The sequence below is a fragment of the Bacillus sp. (in: firmicutes) genome, assembly GCA_012842745.1.
In the GTDB taxonomy this organism is placed as follows: Bacteria; Bacillota; Bacilli; order Bacillales; family Bacillaceae_J; genus Schinkia.
The window spans coordinates 199,234-218,155 of sequence record DUSF01000033.1 but is presented as its reverse complement, the minus strand read 5'-3'; the positions used below and the strand labels follow the sequence as shown (position 1 = coordinate 218,155).

Here is an 18,922-nt window from a genome sequence, read left to right as displayed (position 1 = left end):
CGGATCAGAAGGTTATGGGTTCGACTCCTGTCGGGCGCGCCATTTCGGGAAGTAGCTCAGCTTGGTAGAGCACTTGGTTTGGGACCAAGGGGTCGCAGGTTCGAATCCTGTCTTCCCGACCATTCAATAATTATTTGGGGGCTTAGCTCAGCTGGGAGAGCGCCTGCCTTGCACGCAGGAGGTCAGCGGTTCGATCCCGCTAGTCTCCACTTTTTAATTAAATATGGCGGTGTAGCTCAGCTGGCTAGAGCGTACGGTTCATACCCGTAAGGTCGGGGGTTCGATCCCCTCCGCCGCTACTTTTACAATATATTTTATTTAGTTATTACGGAGGAATACCCAAGTCCGGCTGAAGGGATCGGTCTTGAAAACCGACAGGCGGGTTAAACCGCGCGGGGGTTCGAATCCCTCTTCCTCCGCCATTATTATTTGGCTCGATAGCTCAGTCGGTAGAGCAGAGGACTGAAAATCCTCGTGTCGGCAGTTCGATTCTGTCTCGAGCCACCATTTTATTCACGATGTTTATTCAATGGGCTATAGCCAAGCGGTAAGGCAACGGACTTTGACTCCGTCATTCACTGGTTCGAATCCAGTTAGCCCAGCCATTTTAATATTAAATGATACCCAATTGCGGGTGTAGTTTAATGGTAAAACTTCAGCCTTCCAAGCTGATGTCGTGGGTTCGATTCCCATCACCCGCTCCATTTTTATGGGCCTATAGCTCAGCTGGTTAGAGCGCACGCCTGATAAGCGTGAGGTCGATGGTTCAAGTCCATTTAGGCCCATTTCATTCCACAGTAGCTCAGTGGTAGAGCTATCGGCTGTTAACCGATCGGTCGCAGGTTCGAATCCTGCCTGTGGAGCCATTTGGAGAAGTACTCAAGTGGCTGAAGAGGCTCCCCTGCTAAGGGAGTAGGTCGGGTAACCGGCGCGAGGGTTCAAATCCCTCCTTCTCCGCCATTTATATATATAATATGGCCCGTTGGTCAAGCGGTTAAGACACCGCCCTTTCACGGCGGTAACACGGGTTCGAATCCCGTACGGGTCATCACAAAGGATCAAGAGAAAACTCTTGGTCTTTTTTTTACTAACAAACTATTTAAATGATGGTAATCCATGGATGTAACCAACACCACCATATTGATTTACACCATAAGGCGACGTCTCAATTGCTTTAATACTGGAAGATAGAAACGGTGAAAGAATTATTGGGGAAATGGTTGCAGAACGAACAAGCCCAACTCAATTATCTTTTAAAAGAGAATTTGCTAAAACAATAGGTCCTATCTCATTAATCACTGAAGTAGAAAAAACGACAACCGTAGATAAGAAGATAATTGAAATTGATTTGGATAAAAATAAATAGGTGGACAAATACTTTTTTAAATAGAAAGCTCAACTATTAAAAACGGGAATCAAAGCAGTCGAATGATTCCCGTTCTATTTTCTTAAAATGTTATAATGAGTTTAACAAATAAACATATTTTTCTTTGTAGGGGGGCTAAAGATGTCTTTACGATTCGTCTTGGGGAGAGCAGGGAGCGGAAAATCTACATATTTACTTAACGAAGTGATTGAAAAACTAAAGCAAAATCCGTTAGGCCCACCAATTATATATCTTGTCCCTGATCAAATGACATTTCAAATAGAATATCAGTTAATCAACACACCAGGTTTAAATGGGATGATTCGCTCACAAGTGTTTAGTTTTACACGGTTAGCATGGCGGATTCTCCAAGAAACAGAAGGGTTTAGCCGTTTTCATCTTAATAGTACTGGCTTGCATATGTTATTACGGAAAATAATTGAGCATCGGAAAGATGAGTTGAAGGTTTTTACAAGAGCAGCGGACCAAAATGGATTTATAGTGCAGCTTGAAGATATTATCGCAGAATTTAAGCGTTACTCTCTTACGCCAAATCATCTTCACGAAAAATACAATGAGCTTTCGCAAACAAATCTTGCAACTAGCAACAAAGAAAGAATCGCAAATAAGCTTTTTGATTTTCATTTAATATATCAGGACTATGAAAATTATTTAATGAGCTATTATGTAGATTCAGAGGATTACTTGCGGCTTTTGGCGGAAAAGATTGCGAAATCGGAAGAACTAAAGGGTGCCGATATTTATGTGGACGGTTTCCATAGCTTTACTCCACAAGAGTTAGAGATCCTTAGCGAGCTATTGAAGCATTGTAACAGTGTGACATTGGCGCTTACCCTTGACCAGCAGCAATTATACAATGATCTACATGAGCTTAATTTGTTCAGAATGACTACAAATACATATTTCAATATTTTGAATTTCGCCAAAGAAAACGGGATAAAGGTCGAAACGCCAATATTATTGGAGGAGCCATTTAGATTTCTGCATTCACCTGCACTCAATCATTTAGAAAAAAACTATGACAGCCGTCCAAGCATCAAATTTACTGATGATACAGAAGCTTTTACTATTAACGTAAATGCCGCTGTTAACCGCCGTGCTGAAGTGGAAAGTATTGCCCGAGAAATATTGCATTTAGTTCGATTAAAAAACTACCGTTGGCGTGATTTTGCGATTTTACTAAGGGACAGTCATTCGTACCATGATTTATTAAAAACCGTCTTTGAGGATTACGAAATTCCGGTGTTTTTAGACCAAAAAAGATTGATGTTAAATCATCCGCTCGTTGAGTTTATTCGTTCTGCTTTAGATGTCATTCAAAGTGGGTGGCGCTATGAGCCGATTTTCCGCTGTGTAAAAACGGATTTACTTTTTCCGTATGAAGGTAACAAAGACCGCATCAAGGAAGACATGGACAAATTTGAAAACTATGTGCTGGCCTATGGAATCCAAGGAAAGCGCTGGACAGATAAAAAACCTTGGGAATATCGGCGTTATCAAGCGGTTGAAGGACAGGCCATTCCGAAAACTGATAAAGAAAAAGAATATGAGCAGAAGATTAATGATTTGCGCTCACTTATAACAGAGCCATTTATCGCTTTTGAGAAAACGATTAAAACTGCCGAAACAGCAAGAGACTATTGTGAAGCCCTTTTTTATTTCTTAGATGACTTGCATATTCCGAAAAAAGTCAATCGCCTTTGCATTGAAGCAGAGGAAGCAGGAAGATTAACGGAGTCAAGGGATCATAGCCAAGTATGGCAATCCGTTTTAGAGTTATTAGATCAAATGGCATCCTTAATGGGTGAGGAAGAATTATCTTTTGAGTTGTTCAGGAAAATGATTCATGCTGGTTTAGAAAATATGCATTTTGCAACAGTTCCACCAGCGATGGACCAAGTATTGGTTGGCAATATGGAACGCTCGCGTTTTTCGAATATTAAATGTGCGTTTATTTTAGGGGCAAATGATGGTGTTATCCCGTTAAAGCCTGTTGAAGAAGGAGTTGTGACTGAGGAAGAACGGGAGTTTTTAGCTAGTACTGGCTTCACATTAGCACCTGGGAGCAAACAGCAGCTATTGGACGAGCAGTTTTTAATTTATCTAGCGTTAACAAGCGCTTCAGATTTACTTTATATAAGTTATCCATTAGCAGATGATGAAGGAAAATCTTTAGTCCCATCAATTTTGATTAACAGACTAAAGGATCTTTTTCCAGCTTTAAAAGAAAAGCTTATCCTTAACGAGCCAAGTGAAGAGGAGCCGCCACGTCAATTACAATATGTAACAAATCCGAAAAAGACGATGTCCTATTTATCGATTCAACTACAAAATTGGAAAAGGGGTTATCCCGTACATGAATTATGGTGGGATGTCTATAATTGGCTTATCCAAAATAACCAATGGGAAACGTATGGGAAGAGAATAGTAGGAAGTTTATTTTACATAAATACGGCGAAAACATTGCCAGAGGAAATTAGCCGCGACTTATATGGAGAAGAAATTAAAGCTAGCGTATCGAGGATGGAATTATTTCAAGCCTGTCCGTATTCACAATTTATTACGTATGGACTGCGCTTAGAGGAGCGGCAAATTTTCCGGCTTGAGGCCCCAGATATTGGGCGGTTATTCCATGCCGCTTTAAAATTGATTACCGAATCAATACAGCAAAATCATTTACAATGGGCTAATCTTACAAAACAACAATGTGAACAACTTGCTTATCAGGCAGTCGAGAAATTAGCACCAAATATTCAAAAAGAAATACTCCTTAGCTCAAACCGTTTTCACTATATAAAGAGAAAATTGCAGCAGGTTGTTGGCCGAGCTTCGATTGTTCTAAGCGAGCATGCAAAAATAAGTGGTTTTGAACCGATTGGCCTGGAACTCCCATTTGGACCAAAGGGACCGTTAGCACCGCTTACGTTTACATTGAAAAACGGCTGTAAGATGGAGGTTGTTGGCCGGATTGATCGGGTTGATAAATCAGTAGGAGATCAAGGCGTGTATGTAAGAGTCATTGATTATAAATCTAGCCAAAAAGCATTAAATTTAACAGAGGTTTATTATGGCTTAGCATTACAAATGCTAACGTACCTAGATGTTGTTATTACGAATTCTAAAGAGTGGATTGGCACGGAAGCATCACCCGCTGGTGTACTATATTTTCATGTCCATAATCCGATGCTAAACAAGTCTAGCGTTCCAACCTTCGAGGAAATTGAAAAAGAAATTTATAAGCGCTTTAAAATGAAAGGGCTGCTCGTTGCTAACGAAGAGGCCGTTCGCCTTATGGACCAATCGCTTGAGACAGGCTATTCTGAGGTCATCCCAGTTGCCTTAAAAAAAGACGGCGACTTTTACAGCAATTCATCAGTTGCCAGTTCACAGGACTTTGACCATTTAAGAAGCTATGTTCGCACAAAAATCCAAGATATTGGCACGGCAATCACAGATGGGGTCATTGATATTGAACCGTATAAAATGAAAAATCACACCCCATGCGCCTTTTGTTCGTATAAAGCAATCTGTCAATTTGACCGTTCACAACAAGGTAACAACTATAAAATTTTAGTCCCAGAGAAAGATGATGCTATTTTAGAAAAAATTCGTATGAAGGGGGGAGAGGGCGATGAACCATGATATTCAAAAACCTGAAAATAGTACGTGGACAGATGACCAATGGCGAGCCATCACAGCGGGTGGCAAAGATATTCTTGTTGCTGCTGCTGCAGGCTCGGGGAAAACAGCGGTTTTAGTTGAACGAATTATAAAAAAAATTACCTCCGTTCAAAATCCAGTTGATGTCGACCGCTTATTAGTTGTGACATTTACAAATGCCGCTGCTGCTGAAATGAGAAAAAGAATTGGCGAAGCATTAGAAAAAGAAATTGCTAAACACCCAGGTTCGCTTCATTTGCGAATGCAGTTGACATTATTAAACAAAGCAGCGATTTCAACGCTTCATTCATTTTGCTTACATGTCCTTAAAAAATATTATTATCATATCGATTTAGATCCGGGATTTCGCATTGCTGATGAAACAGAAGCAGAGTTATTGATGGAAGAAGTCATGGACGAGCTTTTTGAAGAGCAATATAGTGTAGAAGAAAATGACCGCTTTTATGATTTAGTTGACAGATATAGTAATGATCGCAGTGATTTAGAACTGCAGCTTCTAATTAGAAGGCTATATGATTTTGCCCGCTCATACCCTTGGCCCAATGAATGGCTAGAGCAAATTATTCGTTTTTATGAGATTGATGAGAGCAGTGAGATTGACGATTTAGCATGGATGAAAGATTTAAGTGAGGATATTACGATTCAATTAAGCGGGTGTACAGAGATATTAAACCGTGCTTTAGAGCTAACAAAAGAGCCTGGCGGCCCTGCTCCGTATGCTGCCAATATCGACCTTGATCAAAGTATTGTTCAGGAGTTATTAACGGCGAATAAACAGTCGTGGCAAACGCTTTATGATGCGATGCAGAATGTTAATTTTTCAAAACTGAAACCGTGCAAAGGTGAAGAGTATGATAAATCGCTCCAAGAAAATGTAAAAAACTTACGAGAGCAAGTGAAAAAGCGAATGACTGCGCTTAAAGACGAGCTTTTCAGCCGCCAACCTAAGTACTTTCTGAAAGATATTCAGGAAATGAAACCGGTTGTGGAAATGCTAATCGAACTAGTAAAGGAATTTTCACGGCGCTACGAAATCGTAAAAAAAGAAAAAGGGCTTGTCGATTTTGCGGATTTAGAGCATTTTTGCCTGCAAATATTGACGGATGAAAGATCAACGATTGATAAACTTATACCATCTGCAGTTGCCGAAGACTTCCGTGAGTTATTTGCAGAAGTACTTGTCGATGAGTATCAGGATGTAAACTTAGTTCAAGAAACGATTATTAAATTAGTATCCTGCTCTAATAATTTATTCATGGTTGGCGACGTGAAACAATCCATTTATCGCTTCCGTTTAGCGGAACCGCATCTTTTCCTGACAAAATATAGACTGTTTTCAAAAGAGGATTCGGAAAACTCACTAGGCATTCGCATTGATTTATCAAAAAACTTTCGCAGTCGTGCTGAAGTATTGGACGGAACAAATTTTATTTTTAAACAAATTATGAATCAAACAGTCGGCGAAATTGACTATGATGAGGATGCTGAATTAAAGTTAGGGAATTTGAATTACCCTAATTCTGAAGAAACAAAAGCCGAACTAATTCTAATTGACAAAAAAGACCCAACTTTAGAGGAAACGGCAAATGGGGAGACCGACCGAAACGAAAATGATGACGAAGAAGCGGATGACGTTTCCGTTGACTTGGCTGAATTAGAAAATGCCCAACTGGAAGCAAGGGTGATTGGGCTTAAAATTAAAGAATTAATCGAGAAGCCTTATAAAGTGACTGATAAAAGTGGAAGGGAACGCAATATCACCTATCGGGATATTGTTATATTGCTCCGTTCCATGCCTTGGGCTGAAGCGATGATGGAGGAATTTAAAGACTTAGGGATTCCGGTGTATGCGGAGCTATCAACTGGTTATTTTGAAGCAACAGAAGTATCTGTGATGATGTCGCTGCTCAAAATCATCGATAACCCGTATCAGGATATCCCGCTTGTAGCCGTACTTCGGTCTCCGATTGTTGGCATAACGGAAGAACAGTTGGCAATGATTCGCATTCATGAAAAGAACAATCATTATTTTGATAGTGTAAAAGGCTATACGAGATCAGGTACAAACAAAGAATTGACCGAAAAACTTGATTTGTTCTATAAACAGCTAAAAATTTGGAGAAAAAGAGCAGGAGAAGGGGTCTTATCTGAATTAGTTTGGCAATTATATAGGGATACCGGCTATTATGATTATGTTGGCGGCTTAGCTGGCGGAAAACAGCGCCAAGCGAACTTGAGAGCTCTTTATGACCGAGGAAAGCAATATGAAGAAACATCTTTCCGAGGGCTTTTCCGTTTCTTACGTTTTATCGAACGCATGCAGGATCGCGGCGAAGACCTTGGAACAGCGCGTGCTCTTGGTGAACAGGAAGATGTCGTTAGAATTATGACCATTCATAAAAGTAAAGGCTTGGAATTTCCAATTGTTTTCGTGGCTGGACTTGGGCGGCAATTTAATATGCAGGATTTACGAAAAAAGGTATTACTTCATAAAGAGTTAGGATTTGGCTCTAAGCTCGTCAACCCAACGCTGCGTATAAGCTATCCAACGCTGCCGCTCCTTGCAATGAAACGCCGCTTGCAAATGGAGCTTTTAGCCGAAGAAATGCGTGTTCTTTATGTTGCCCTTACAAGGGCGAGAGAAAAGCTCTATCTAATCGCTACTGTTAACGATAGCAAAAAAATGATTAAAAAGTGGAATGACGAAGTTGACGGAGAAGAGTGGTTACTGCCAGATTATGTGCGGGCAAAGGCGAAACGATATTTAGATTGGGTTGGGCCAGCATTAGTTCGCCATCAAGCTTGTACAGTGCTAAGCTCAAAAGATTACACAAACGAAATATCTTCCCATTCTTCTAAATGGGAGGTCAATATCCTTAACGCCGAAAACTTTCCAAATGATTCACGTTCTATCATAGAACAAGATATGGAACTACTTAAGCAAATGGAGCATTGGCAGACTGTTCCAATTAAAAGTAATTTTCAACAACATGTTTTTACTCAGCTTTCCTGGAAGTACCCATATGCACAAGCGCAAACGAAGCGCTCAAAGCAATCTGTTTCAGAAATCAAATCAAGAAAACAAGTGACTGATGCATATGCAGATACGCAATTAATTAAAAGGTTCAGTGCCCCGCTACAGGATAGGCCTAAATTTTTACAACAGAAATCGCTGACAGCTGCAGAGCGGGGAACGGCGATGCATATGGTAATGCAGCATGTTGACTTGGCTAGTGCGATTACAAACGATTCTATTGCTATCCAATTAGAAACAATGGTAAGAAAAGAATTATTAACAGAGGAACAAAAAAAGGTCATTGATATAAACAGCGTCGTGCAATTTTTCGAAACACCATTAGGACAAAGGCTGCAAAACGCAAAAAAAGTACGGAGGGAAGTCCCCTTTAGCTTGGCCTTGTCTGCCAAAGACGCTTATCCAGATTGGGAAGAAGAGGATACTGCAAATGTATTAGTGCAAGGGGTCATGGATTGTGTTTTTGAAGACGAAGCTGGTGTTGTGTTACTTGATTATAAAACAGATACAATCACAGGGCGTTTCAAAAGTGAGACAATTGCCAAAGAAACGTTAGTGGAACGCTACCGCCTGCAAATTGATTTATATGCACAGGCACTTCAGGAAATTTGGAAGCTACCGCGTGTTGAAAAATATTTATTTTTCTTTGATGGAAGTTTATTGATTGAAATGTAGAGAGAATGGAAGGGGGCCCCAATAGCGATTATTAGCTTTTTGAAGATGGCCCCCTTTGTTAAAATTTTGGAAACATTTAAAAAAATCTTTAAAGTTTTGTCGGTTTATGGTAGTTTTATATAACAGGAAATAATCTTATTTCTGGAGGTAAAGGAAATGATGAAATCGAACGCTGCGAAAGAGGAAATATTATTCATTGACGAAACAGCTAATCTAAAAAACTATGATGAAGTCGCTCTAAATATGGATTGGAAAACGGTTGAGGAAACATTTACTTGGTATAAAACCGGACATGTTAACATTGTTTATGAGGCTATTGACCGCCATGTAAATGATGGAAAAGCTAAGCAAACAGCGCTTTTCTTTACCGATGGCGCTCGTGATGAAGCTTACACATACAGGGAACTGCAAACGCTTTCTTGTCGATTTGCGAATGGTTTGCGTACATATGGGATTAAAAAAGGGGATCGTGTTTTTGTTTTTATGCCGCGTAGTCCGGAAGTGTATATTTCCATTCTTGGTATTATCCGCATGGGGGCGATTGCTGGTCCGATGACTGAAGCATTTATGAATGAAGTTGTTAAGGAGCGTTTAAAGGACAGCGAAGCGGTTGCTATTGTAACAACACCAGAGCTCGTGGAACGTATTCCAATTGATGAACTGCCACAGTTAAAACACATTATTATTGTTGGTGGCGAAGAGAAAAAAGCGGACAATCAAATATTGTATCAAGATTTGATGAGCATATCTGATGAATACACAATTGAATGGGTAGACCGTGAAACAGCAATGCTTCTTCACTATACAGCAGGGTTTACAGGAAAGCCAAAGGGTGTCCTCCAAGTCCATGATGCCATGGTTCATCAATATTTAGCAGGTAAATGGGCTTATGACTTACGTGAAGGGGATGTATATTGGTGTACAGCTGACCCTGGCTGGATTACTGGGACGTCCGCGGGAATGTGGTCGCCTTGGTTAAATGGCGTGACCATTGTCATGCGTGGCGGGCGTTTTAGAGTGCAGGCAACGTTTCAAACGCTTGAAAAGTATCGTGTAAATGTGTGGTATAGTGCTCCAACAGCTTTACAAATGATCATGGCTGCTGATAGGGAGCTTCCGAAAAAATACGACCTATCAAAACTGCGCCATATTATTTCCGGCGGTGAGCCGCTAAATCCTGAAGTCATCCAATGGGGGCTAGAGGTGTTAAATCAACGTATCCATGATAATTGGTGGATGACAGAAACAGGAGCATGTATTTGTGCGAATTTCCGCTCTAATCCCATTCGCCCTGGCTCGATGGGGAAACCATTGCCGGGGATTAAGCTTGCCATTGTTGATGATTTTGGAAATGAATTGCCACCAAATCGTACAGGACATATAGCGATTAAGCCGAAATGGCCAGCGATGATGCGGGCGATATGGAATGATCAAGAAAAATATGAGCAATATTTCGAAACAGGCTGGTTTGTTACAGGTGATTCTGCTTACAAGGATGAAGATGGCTATTTCTGGTTTGAAGGTCGCGTTGATGATGTTATTAATACAGATGGGGAGCGTGTCGGACCACTTGAAGTTGAGAGCGAGCTAATTGAGCACCTCGCTGTGGCTGAAGTAGGGGTTATCGGAATTCCCGACCCAGGTCACGGCGAAATCATAAAAGCATTTATCGTACTTCATGATGGCTACAAGGAAAGTGATGAACTAAAAGAAGAAATTCGTTCATTTGTTAAAACCCGTTTACCAGAATATGCTGTACCAAGTATTATTGAATTTTGCAAAACAATTCCAAAGACTCGTTCAGGAAAAATTATGAGACGTGTTTTAAAAGCAGGCGAGCATTAATAAAAAATCCTAATCTAGCATAGACTAGATTAGGATTTTTTATTAGCAAGCTTGTACAAATTTTTTTCGGAAATGAATCATATTCCTACAGCTTGTCTCATAAAAGATAATATATTATATTTTTTTTATAATATATTGTTGTACAAAACGTACTTTAGATGGTATAGTCAGTTGGAAAACATTTTCAAAAATGTTGATTAGTGGGGGTGGGCGTTTGGGAGTTTTAGAGGTAAAGGACGTAACATTACGATTTGGAGGTGTAGTTGCGCTCAATCAGGTTAGTTACGTTGTTAACAAAGGGGAAATTTTTGCGTTAATCGGCCCGAATGGAGCTGGAAAAACTAGTATGTTGAACTGTATTAGTGGTTTATACCAACCTTCAGAGGGGTCAATTTCTTTTAATGGTGAAAGAATTAATCACCTTAAGCCTCATAAGCGGGCAAGCCTTGGCATAGCAAGGGCGTTTCAAAATATTGAGTTGTTTCCTCATTTATCCGTATTGGACAATCTAATGCTAGGGAGACATATCAGAATGAAGACAGGTTTACTAGCAAGTGGATTTTATTGGGGAAAAGCACAGCGCGAGGAAATTGAGCATCGCCGGAAGGTGGAGGATGTCATCGATTTTCTTGAAATTGAAGATATTCGCAATACACCCGTTGGGACATTATCATATGGCCTGCAAAAACGTGTTGAAATGGGCCGAGCGCTTGCTCTGGAGCCGGAGCTTTTGCTATTAGATGAACCGATGGCTGGTATGAATACGGAAGAAAAGGAAGATATGGCCCGTTATATTATTGATATTCATGAAGAAATGAATACGACGATTATTTTAATCGAACACGATATGGGCGTGATTATGGACTTATCTGATCATATTGCTGTTCTTGATTTTGGAAAACTAATTGGCTATGGCACCCCAGCTGAGATTCAGAACAATCCAAAGGTCATAGAAGCGTATCTCGGGGAAGAACAAGTTAGTTAAGTTTATAGCTTTAAAAATGATAGATTTCCACAGAGCCAATCGGCATTTGATTGTTTAGGGAGGGATAAGCTGCATGATGGATTTGACGTTTCCTCAAGCGCTATATGAAAGAGCAAGGAATGAGGGAGCAAAAGTCGCCTTGCGCGAAAAGGACTTTGGAATTTGGAATGAATATACGTATCAAGAATACTTTGAAGAAGTAAGAGAGTTTGCTCTAGGTCTTTTTGAATTAGGTTTTAAACGGGGAGAAAAGCTGGCAATTATCGGTGATAATCGCCCGGAATGGGTGATTAGTGAATTAGCTTCCCAAAGCTTAGGCGGTGTAACGGTGGGTATTTATCAAGAGTCACTGCCAAATGAAATTAGCTATATCATTGATAATTCGGATGCTTCCATTGTTGTTGTTGAAGACCAAGAGCAAGTCGATAAAATTTTAGAAATTAAACAGCAAATTCCGAAAGTAAGATGGATTATTTATTACGATAACCGTGGCATGAGAAACTATGATGATCCGAATCTATTATTTTTTAAAGATGTCCAAGTCATCGGTCAAAAGGTGAATGAAGTAGATCGAACGCTATTTGAAGAAGAGCTTAGAAAAGGCCGCTATGAAGATGTTGCTATCCTTTCCTATACATCGGGGACAACCGGACATCCGAAAGGGACGATGTTAACGTATCAAAACTTATTTGACATGGCAATGAATCTATCGTCAATTGACCCGTCAGAAAAGGATGATCAATATCTTTCATTTTTGCCGCTAGCTTGGATTGGGGAACAAATGATGTCAATAGCGCTTGGACTGTATAATGGCATTACGATAAATTTCCCTGAAGAGCCTTCAACCGTTTTGCAGAATATTAGGGAAATCGGACCTCATGTGATGTTTTCACCACCACGAATATATGAAGATATGCTTTCTAAATTTCTAGTCAAAATTCAAGATGCAGGCTGGTTAAAAAGAAAGCTTTATGAATGGTGCAAGCCAATTGGCGAAAAGGTTGCCGATGCCCATTTCAATAATGAAACAGTAAAGACTGGCACTAAAATAATGTACAAACTAGCAGACTATTTAATGTTTAGCGCCATCCGTGATCATATCGGACTACTAAGAATTAAGCGGGCGTACACTGGCGGAGCCCCACTTGGTCCAGATGTGTTTCGATTTTTTCATAGTATTGGGGTGAACGTAAAAAGTATTTATGGACAAACTGAAGTGTCTGGTATTTCCATCGTCCATCGTGATGGTGATATAAAAATAAATAGTGTCGGCATTCCTTTGCCTGGAACAGAAGTAAAGATTTCCGATGAAGGAGAAATCCTTATCAAAAGTACAAGTGTTTGTGTAGGTTATTATAAAAATGAAGTAGCAACGAAAGAGACGATTGAAGACGGCTGGTTGCATACTGGTGACGCGGGTAGCCTAGATGAAAAAGGCCATCTCTACATTATCGACCGTGTAAAAGATGTCATTCGCTTGCAAACAGGTGAAATGTTTTCACCGCAGTTTATCGAAAATAAATTAAAGTTCAGCCAGTATATTAAAGAGGCTGTAGCGATTGGGCGCTCTAGGCCTTATGTTGTCGCAATGATTAACATTGATATGGAAAATGTCGGCCGCTGGGCGGAGAAAAAGCAAATTTCTTATACAACCTATACAGACCTCTCCTCAAAACCCGAGGTGCTTGAACTAATCCAAGAACAAGTGAATGAAGTGAATAAAACTTTACCAGAAAAAGCACGTGTGAAAAAGTTCGTTCTCCTTTATAAAGAATTGGATGCGGATGACGAAGAATTGACGCGCACGAAGAAAGTACGCAGACAGTTTGTTGCAAAAAAATATGAAGATCTAATCGAAGGGTTATACTCAGAAAATGAAAAAATTGATGTAGAAGGCACAATCAAATATCGAGATGGAAAACAACAAATTATTAGGACAACTTTACAGGTCATCTCATTATTGGAAGAAGAGGTGGTGGCTTAATGACGTTCTTTCTACAAATGTTAGTGACGGGGATTGTTATCGGGAGTGTTTATGCGTTAGTTGCCCTAGGATTTGTGTTAATCTATAAATCTAGTGATGCGATTAATTTTGCGCAAGGGGAATTTTTATTAGTTGGTACATATGTGTGTTTAACACTTGTGTCAAGCTATAATATTCCATTTATTCCGGCATTAATCATGACGCTTTTATTTAGTGCCGTACTAGGTCTTGTTATTGAACGGATTGTACTCCGGCCATTTATTGGGGAACCAGTTATTTCTTTAATCATGGCTACGATTGGTTTATCTAGTGTTTTGCTTGGGATTGTTCACATTATTTGGGGACATGAAACAAAAGTGTTTCCGCAAATATTTTCCGAACTGCCTGTTCATTTAGGCAATATTATTGTTGCACCGGTGTATTTATGGTCACTTGCCATCGTCATCGTCATGCTTATCCTTTTCACATTATTTTTCAAATATTCAAAAATGGGGATTGCGATGCGAGCAACAGCAGATGACCAGCAAGCAGCGATGTCGATGGGAATCAGTGTCAAGGTCATCTTCGCTTGTGCTTGGGCCATTGCTGCTGTCGTATCAGCTGTTGGCGGTGTTTTAATTGGAAATATTAACGGTGTAAACTCTTCGCTTGCTTTTATTGGCCTAAAGGTTCTGCCTGTTGCTATATTAGGTGGTCTTGATAGTATACCGGGGGCGATTGTTGGTGGCCTTATTATCGGTGTGATTGAAAGTATGACAGGTGGTTATCTCGATCCTCTAGTTGGTGGAGGCTTGAAAGAGGTAATGCCATTTATCATCCTTGTCTTCATTTTAATGTTCAAGCCATATGGTTTATTTGGCAAAAAAGAAATAGAGAGGGTGTAATAAATGCGAAACCCATTTGTCATGGACTGTGGTGAATACCATGTGAATTATAAGCAAGATATGGCGATATGGAAAATATCAAGAATTCGAATGCGTGTCTTTTTAATTATCGCAATATTCGCAATTTTGCCATTGTTTGCATCTGAGTATACTGTTGGATTAGCAACATTATGTGGAATCGCAGCGATTGGCGCGATTGGCCTTAATATTTTAACTGGATTTACAGGTCAGATTTCGATAGGTGTCGGTGCTTTCCTAGGTGTTGGCGGTTATACTTCAGCGATTTTAACAACAAAGCTTGGGTTAAGCTTTTGGGTTGCGATGCCAACGGCAGGGATTATAACCGCTTTAGTAGGGGCAATGTTTGGGATCCCATCGCTCCGTTTAAAAGGGTTATATTTAGCAATTGCCACCCTTGCTGCTCAAGTTATCATCCTGTTTGTTATCTCTAGATGGGATTCATTAACAGGCGGTACAGCAGGGCTTGTCTTAAACCGACCAGAAATAGGGAGTTTCTCTTTTTATAGCGAAACGAGCTACTATTATTTAATGTTTGTCATCTTACTTGCAACTATTATATTTTCCCTTAATTTGTTTAGGTCAAGAGTTGGACGCGCCTTTATTGCCGTTCGCGACCGCGATGTTGCCGCTGAAGTTATTGGGATTGACTTGTTTAAATATAAGGTGCTGGCGTTTTTTGTAAGTTCCTTTTTCGTAGGGATTGCTGGGGCTCTGTTAGGGCATTACATGATGGTTGTGAGTCCTGAACTTTACAGCACAACAGTATCGATTGAATATTTGGCGATGATTCTCGTTGGCGGTTTAGGTAGCGTATTCGGCTCGATTTACGGAGCGGTATTTATAACAATGTTACCTGTTGTCCTTCGGTCTGTGATTGATGTTTTTAGCGGGATTTTCCCAGATTTAGCAGATGTGTTAAATGGTTTAAAGGAAGTTGTCTTCGGTTTAGTGATTATTATTTTCTTAATATATGAACCGAAAGGACTGGCGAAAATATGGCAAAACATCAAGGATTATTTCAAGTTATGGCCATTTTCATATTGATTAGAATTTTTTGGGGATAAACGATAGGTGGAAAAATGAAAAGACACGTATCGATATTTCAATAGTATTTTTTTTAAAAAAGAGGGGGAGCAGAATGAAGAAATTTTGGTCAGTATTATTAATGGTAGTGCTAGCGGTAGGAATGCTTGTTGGTTGTTCAGGCGGAGGCAATAAAATGACCCAGACAGCCCCAACAAAGGCAAATGAAGGGGAAGCAAGCTCAGAACAACAAGCAAATACTGAAGAAGTGAAAGGAACAATTAAAGTTGGTGCTCTTTTTGACTTAACAGGTGGAACAGGTGATGTTGGTACACCGTATGCTGAAGGTGAAAAAGCATTTTTTGACTATTTAGCAACACAAGGACCGATTAACGGCTATAAACTAGAGTTAATTGGCGATGATTATGCTTACAAAATTCCTGAAGCAACTAAGCTTTATCAAAAATTAAAATCAAAAGACAAGGTAGCCGCTATTTTGGGTTGGGGTACTGGGGATACAGAAGCACTTCGTCAATTAGTTGCGGCTGATAAGCTACCATTTATTTCAGCTTCATATTCTGAAGGCTTAAAAAATATGGATGAGAGTCCATACAATTTCTTATCTGCTGCGTCATACTCTGACCAAGCACGCTCGGCATTAAAATGGATCAAAGATAACCACACTGAAGGAGCACCAACAGTTGCTTTCATTTACAATGATACAGCATTTGGAAAATCGCCAGTTCAAGATGCGAAAGACTTTGCAAAAGATTTAGGAATTGAAGTTGTTGATGAGCAAGTTGTTGACTTAAAGGCGTTAGATGCAACACCACAATTATTAAATATGCAAAAGAAAAACCCTGATTATGCGATTATTCAAGAAACTTGGGGCGCAACAGCGACAATTTTAAAAGATGCTAAGAAGCTAGGTCTTACAACAAAATTTATCGGCTTAAACTGGGCAACAGGTGAAGGTTTACTGCCGATTACAGGCGATGCTGCTGAAGGATTTATCGGGGCTGTCACTCATGCTTTCCCATATGAAGACTTACCAGGTTTAGCTGAAATTAGAACATACCTTGAAAGTAAAGGGCAAAAATTAGAAGATAAAAACCAAAAGTTTATCCAAGGTTGGATTGCGGCGAAAATTATGGTGGAAGGAATCAAGCTTGCTGATGACCCAACAACTGGTGAAGGAATCCGTGCTGGCTTAGAGAAAATTACAAATCTAGACTTAGGAGGACTTGCGGCACCGGTAACATTTACACCAGACAATCATGCGGGTACAAACCAAATTCGTCTTGCCGAAGTGAAAAATGGAAAGTTTGAAGTTATAACGGATTATATTGGTTATTAATCGAACTAGGGGTGTTTCTTTATGGAACACCCTGTTTTAAGAATAGGAGGCTGCCATGCTCACACTAAATAATGTCGAGGTTATGTACGACAAAGTAATCCTAGTTTTAAAAGGGATGTCAATGGAGATTCCCGCAGGAAAAATAGTTGCCCTATTAGGAAGCAATGGCGCGGGAAAGACGACAACATTGAAGGCCATTTCTGGACTATTAAAAAGTGAACGCGGAGAAGTAACAGATGGTCAAATTCTTTTAAATGGGGAACGAATTGATGAAAATGTTGCCGAAACAATCGTAAAAAAAGGCATATTTCAATGTATGGAAGGGCGTCGTGTTTTCAAACATTTGACTGTCGAGGATAATTTAATTGCTGGTGCCCATACGCGAAAGGACCGAAAAAATTTAAAGGAAGATCTTAAAAAAGTGTATTACTATTTTCCCAAGCTTGAAATGTTAAAAAGTCGTCAAGCAGGCTATCTTTCTGGCGGGGAACAGCAAATGCTGGCAATTGGTAGAGGAATGATGGCAAAGCCTAAGATACTGCTTCTAGATGAACCTTCACTTGGGATTGCTCCATTACTAGTAAAAGAGATTTTCAGCATTATTAAGAAAATTAATCAAGAGGAAGGCACAACCATTCTTGTTGTTGAGCAAAATGCTACTATTGCCCTATCGATTGCTGACTATGGCTATATCATGGAAAATGGGCGAATTGTTTTGGATGGTCCGGTTGACAAACTTCTATCAAATGAAGATGTTCGTGAATTTTATCTCGGTTTAAGTGATAAAGGCAGAAAAAGTTACCGTGACTTAAAGTCTTATAAGCGGAGAAAGCGGTGGTTGTAGTGGACGCATTAGAGCAAATCATACAGTATGCTTATGATCACGCTGAAGGTTTTAGAAAGTGGATGCATAAGGCAAACGTCAAGCCCTCGGAAATTAGGACAAGGGAGGACCTTGGCAAACTTCCTGTATTAAAAAAGGAAGATTTACCGGCCCTTCAAAAGGACAATGCTCCGTTCGGTGGGCTTGCAACGGTTGCTGCATCAAAGATGGCGCGGATTTTTATGTCACCGGGACCGATTTATGACCCCCAGCCGCTAGATGGTGATAGTTGGCGATTTTCAGAAGCATTAAAGGCTGCCGGGTTTCATGAACAAGACATTGTCCAAAATACATTTTCATATCATTTATCACCGGCTGGTTTTATGTTTGATAGCGCCTTACGAAAGTTAGGAGCTACCGTTATCCCAGCGGGCATCGGCAATAAGGAATTGCAGGTTCAGGTCATGAAAGATTTAGGAGTAACCGGCTATGTTGGCACACCAAGCTTTTTAGCTATTTTATTAGATACAGTGGAAGAAAAAGGCTGGCGTCCTGGTTCTGAAATAAAGCTTACGAAAGCATTTTTTACGGCTGAAATGGTTACAGCTGAGCTGCGGAAAAGATGTCAAACTTTCGGTATTGAGGTGTATGAAGGATACGGTACGGCAGACTGCGGGCTAATTGCTTATGAAGACAAGGCTGGTCCTGGTTTAAAAATAACCGAGACGGCATTAGTCCAGTTGTGCAATCCACTTACAGGTGAGGAGCTGCCGCTTGGTGAGGATTGTGGCGAGGGAGAAGTCGTTGTCACTTTATTTGATGAAAATTATCCGCTTATTCGTTTTGGTACAGGTGATTTATCAAGATGGGTGCAAGGTTTTGAAGGCCAGAGATTAGCAGGTGTGCTTGGCAGGGTTAGCGATGGCATCAAAGTGAAAGGAATGTTTGTCCGAGAAAAACAGCTGACAACTGTACTAAGCGAATTAGGGTATGAAAATTATCAAGCTGTTGTTACAAGAGAATCTAGCCAAGATAGATTTGAAATTTTCATCGAAGCGGGCGAATCGTTTGAAAGTGGTATTGTTGAGAAAATAAAAGATGTTATTCGTGTTACTCCGACTATTATAGCTGTTCCCATAGGGTCACTTGAGCGGGATTGTAAAAAATTAATTGATAAGCGGAAATGGTAACAAGAAAAGGGGCGTCCGAATTGGACAGCCCCT

Annotated in this window: 11 protein-coding genes and 11 tRNA genes; all 22 read left to right on the top strand. The window is 40.1% G+C overall.

Features of this window, described 5'->3' with window-relative positions; all coding sequences use genetic code 11:
• Positions 1–45: 45 nt before the first annotated feature.
• The 22 genes from GX497_04910 to GX497_04805 all read left to right on the top strand — a co-directional run bounded on the left by GX497_04910 (position 46) and on the right by GX497_04805 (position 18,889).
• Positions 46–122, top strand: a tRNA-Pro gene (locus tag GX497_04910).
• Between the two features lie 14 nt (positions 123–136).
• A tRNA-Ala gene (locus GX497_04905) sits at positions 137–209 on the top strand.
• A 16-nt stretch (positions 210–225) separates the two neighbouring features.
• A tRNA-Met gene (locus tag GX497_04900) sits at positions 226–299 on the top strand.
• A 30-nt stretch (positions 300–329) separates the two neighbouring features.
• Positions 330–422: transfer RNA gene (locus GX497_04895), tRNA-Ser, on the top strand.
• Positions 423–431: 9 nt separating this feature from the next.
• Positions 432–507: transfer RNA gene (locus GX497_04890), tRNA-Phe, on the top strand.
• 23 nt (positions 508–530) lie between these two features.
• A tRNA-Gln gene (locus tag GX497_04885) sits at positions 531–605 on the top strand.
• 25 nt (positions 606–630) lie between these two features.
• Positions 631–704: transfer RNA gene (locus tag GX497_04880), tRNA-Gly, on the top strand.
• A gap of 7 nt (positions 705–711) precedes the next feature.
• A tRNA-Ile gene (locus GX497_04875) sits at positions 712–785 on the top strand.
• A 6-nt stretch (positions 786–791) separates the two neighbouring features.
• Positions 792–866: transfer RNA gene (locus GX497_04870), tRNA-Asn, on the top strand.
• A gap of 3 nt (positions 867–869) precedes the next feature.
• Positions 870–960, top strand: a tRNA-Ser gene (locus GX497_04865).
• A gap of 16 nt (positions 961–976) precedes the next feature.
• Positions 977–1,048: transfer RNA gene (locus tag GX497_04860), tRNA-Glu, on the top strand.
• A 168-nt stretch (positions 1,049–1,216) separates the two neighbouring features.
• Positions 1,217–1,366 carry a hypothetical protein gene (locus GX497_04855; GenBank protein HHY72554.1) on the top strand — a complete coding sequence of 50 codons (150 nt, stop codon included), beginning with the start codon at positions 1,217–1,219 and terminating at the stop codon, positions 1,364–1,366.
• A gap of 141 nt (positions 1,367–1,507) precedes the next feature.
• Positions 1,508–5,029, top strand: a complete 3,522-nt coding sequence (gene addB, locus GX497_04850) for a helicase-exonuclease AddAB subunit AddB (GenBank protein HHY72553.1) — start codon at positions 1,508–1,510, stop codon at positions 5,027–5,029.
• Positions 5,019–8,777 (top strand): helicase-exonuclease AddAB subunit AddA, encoded by a 3,759-nt coding sequence (gene addA, locus GX497_04845; protein HHY72552.1) that lies wholly within the window; start codon positions 5,019–5,021, stop codon positions 8,775–8,777. The genes addB and addA overlap by 11 nt, the downstream gene beginning before the upstream one ends.
• 159 nt (positions 8,778–8,936) lie before the next feature.
• Positions 8,937–10,622, top strand: a complete 1,686-nt coding sequence (acsA, locus tag GX497_04840) for an acetate--CoA ligase (protein HHY72551.1) — start codon at positions 8,937–8,939, stop codon at positions 10,620–10,622.
• Between the two features lie 190 nt (positions 10,623–10,812).
• Positions 10,813–11,607 carry an ABC transporter ATP-binding protein gene (locus GX497_04835; protein ID HHY72550.1) on the top strand — a complete coding sequence of 265 codons (795 nt, stop codon included), beginning with the start codon at positions 10,813–10,815 and terminating at the stop codon, positions 11,605–11,607.
• A gap of 76 nt (positions 11,608–11,683) precedes the next feature.
• Positions 11,684–13,591 carry a long-chain fatty acid--CoA ligase gene (locus GX497_04830; protein ID HHY72549.1) on the top strand — a complete coding sequence of 636 codons (1,908 nt, stop codon included), beginning with the start codon at positions 11,684–11,686 and terminating at the stop codon, positions 13,589–13,591.
• Positions 13,591–14,475, top strand: coding sequence for a branched-chain amino acid ABC transporter permease (locus GX497_04825; protein ID HHY72548.1), 885 nt, complete (start codon positions 13,591–13,593; stop codon positions 14,473–14,475). The genes GX497_04830 and GX497_04825 overlap by 1 nt, the downstream gene beginning before the upstream one ends.
• Positions 14,476–14,478: 3 nt before the next feature.
• The gene (locus GX497_04820; protein HHY72547.1) at positions 14,479–15,540 is read left to right on the top strand and encodes a branched-chain amino acid ABC transporter permease; all 1,062 of its coding nucleotides are present in this window, start codon (positions 14,479–14,481) and stop codon (positions 15,538–15,540) included.
• 94 nt (positions 15,541–15,634) lie between these two features.
• Positions 15,635–16,876 (top strand): ABC transporter substrate-binding protein, encoded by a 1,242-nt coding sequence (locus GX497_04815; protein HHY72546.1) that lies wholly within the window; start codon positions 15,635–15,637, stop codon positions 16,874–16,876.
• Between the two features lie 55 nt (positions 16,877–16,931).
• Positions 16,932–17,720 carry an ABC transporter ATP-binding protein gene (locus GX497_04810; protein HHY72545.1) on the top strand — a complete coding sequence of 263 codons (789 nt, stop codon included), beginning with the start codon at positions 16,932–16,934 and terminating at the stop codon, positions 17,718–17,720.
• Entirely contained in the window at positions 17,720–18,889 is a 1,170-nt protein-coding gene (locus tag GX497_04805) for a phenylacetate--CoA ligase (protein ID HHY72544.1), read from the top strand. The genes GX497_04810 and GX497_04805 overlap by 1 nt, the downstream gene beginning before the upstream one ends.
• Positions 18,890–18,922: the final 33 nt, after the last annotated feature.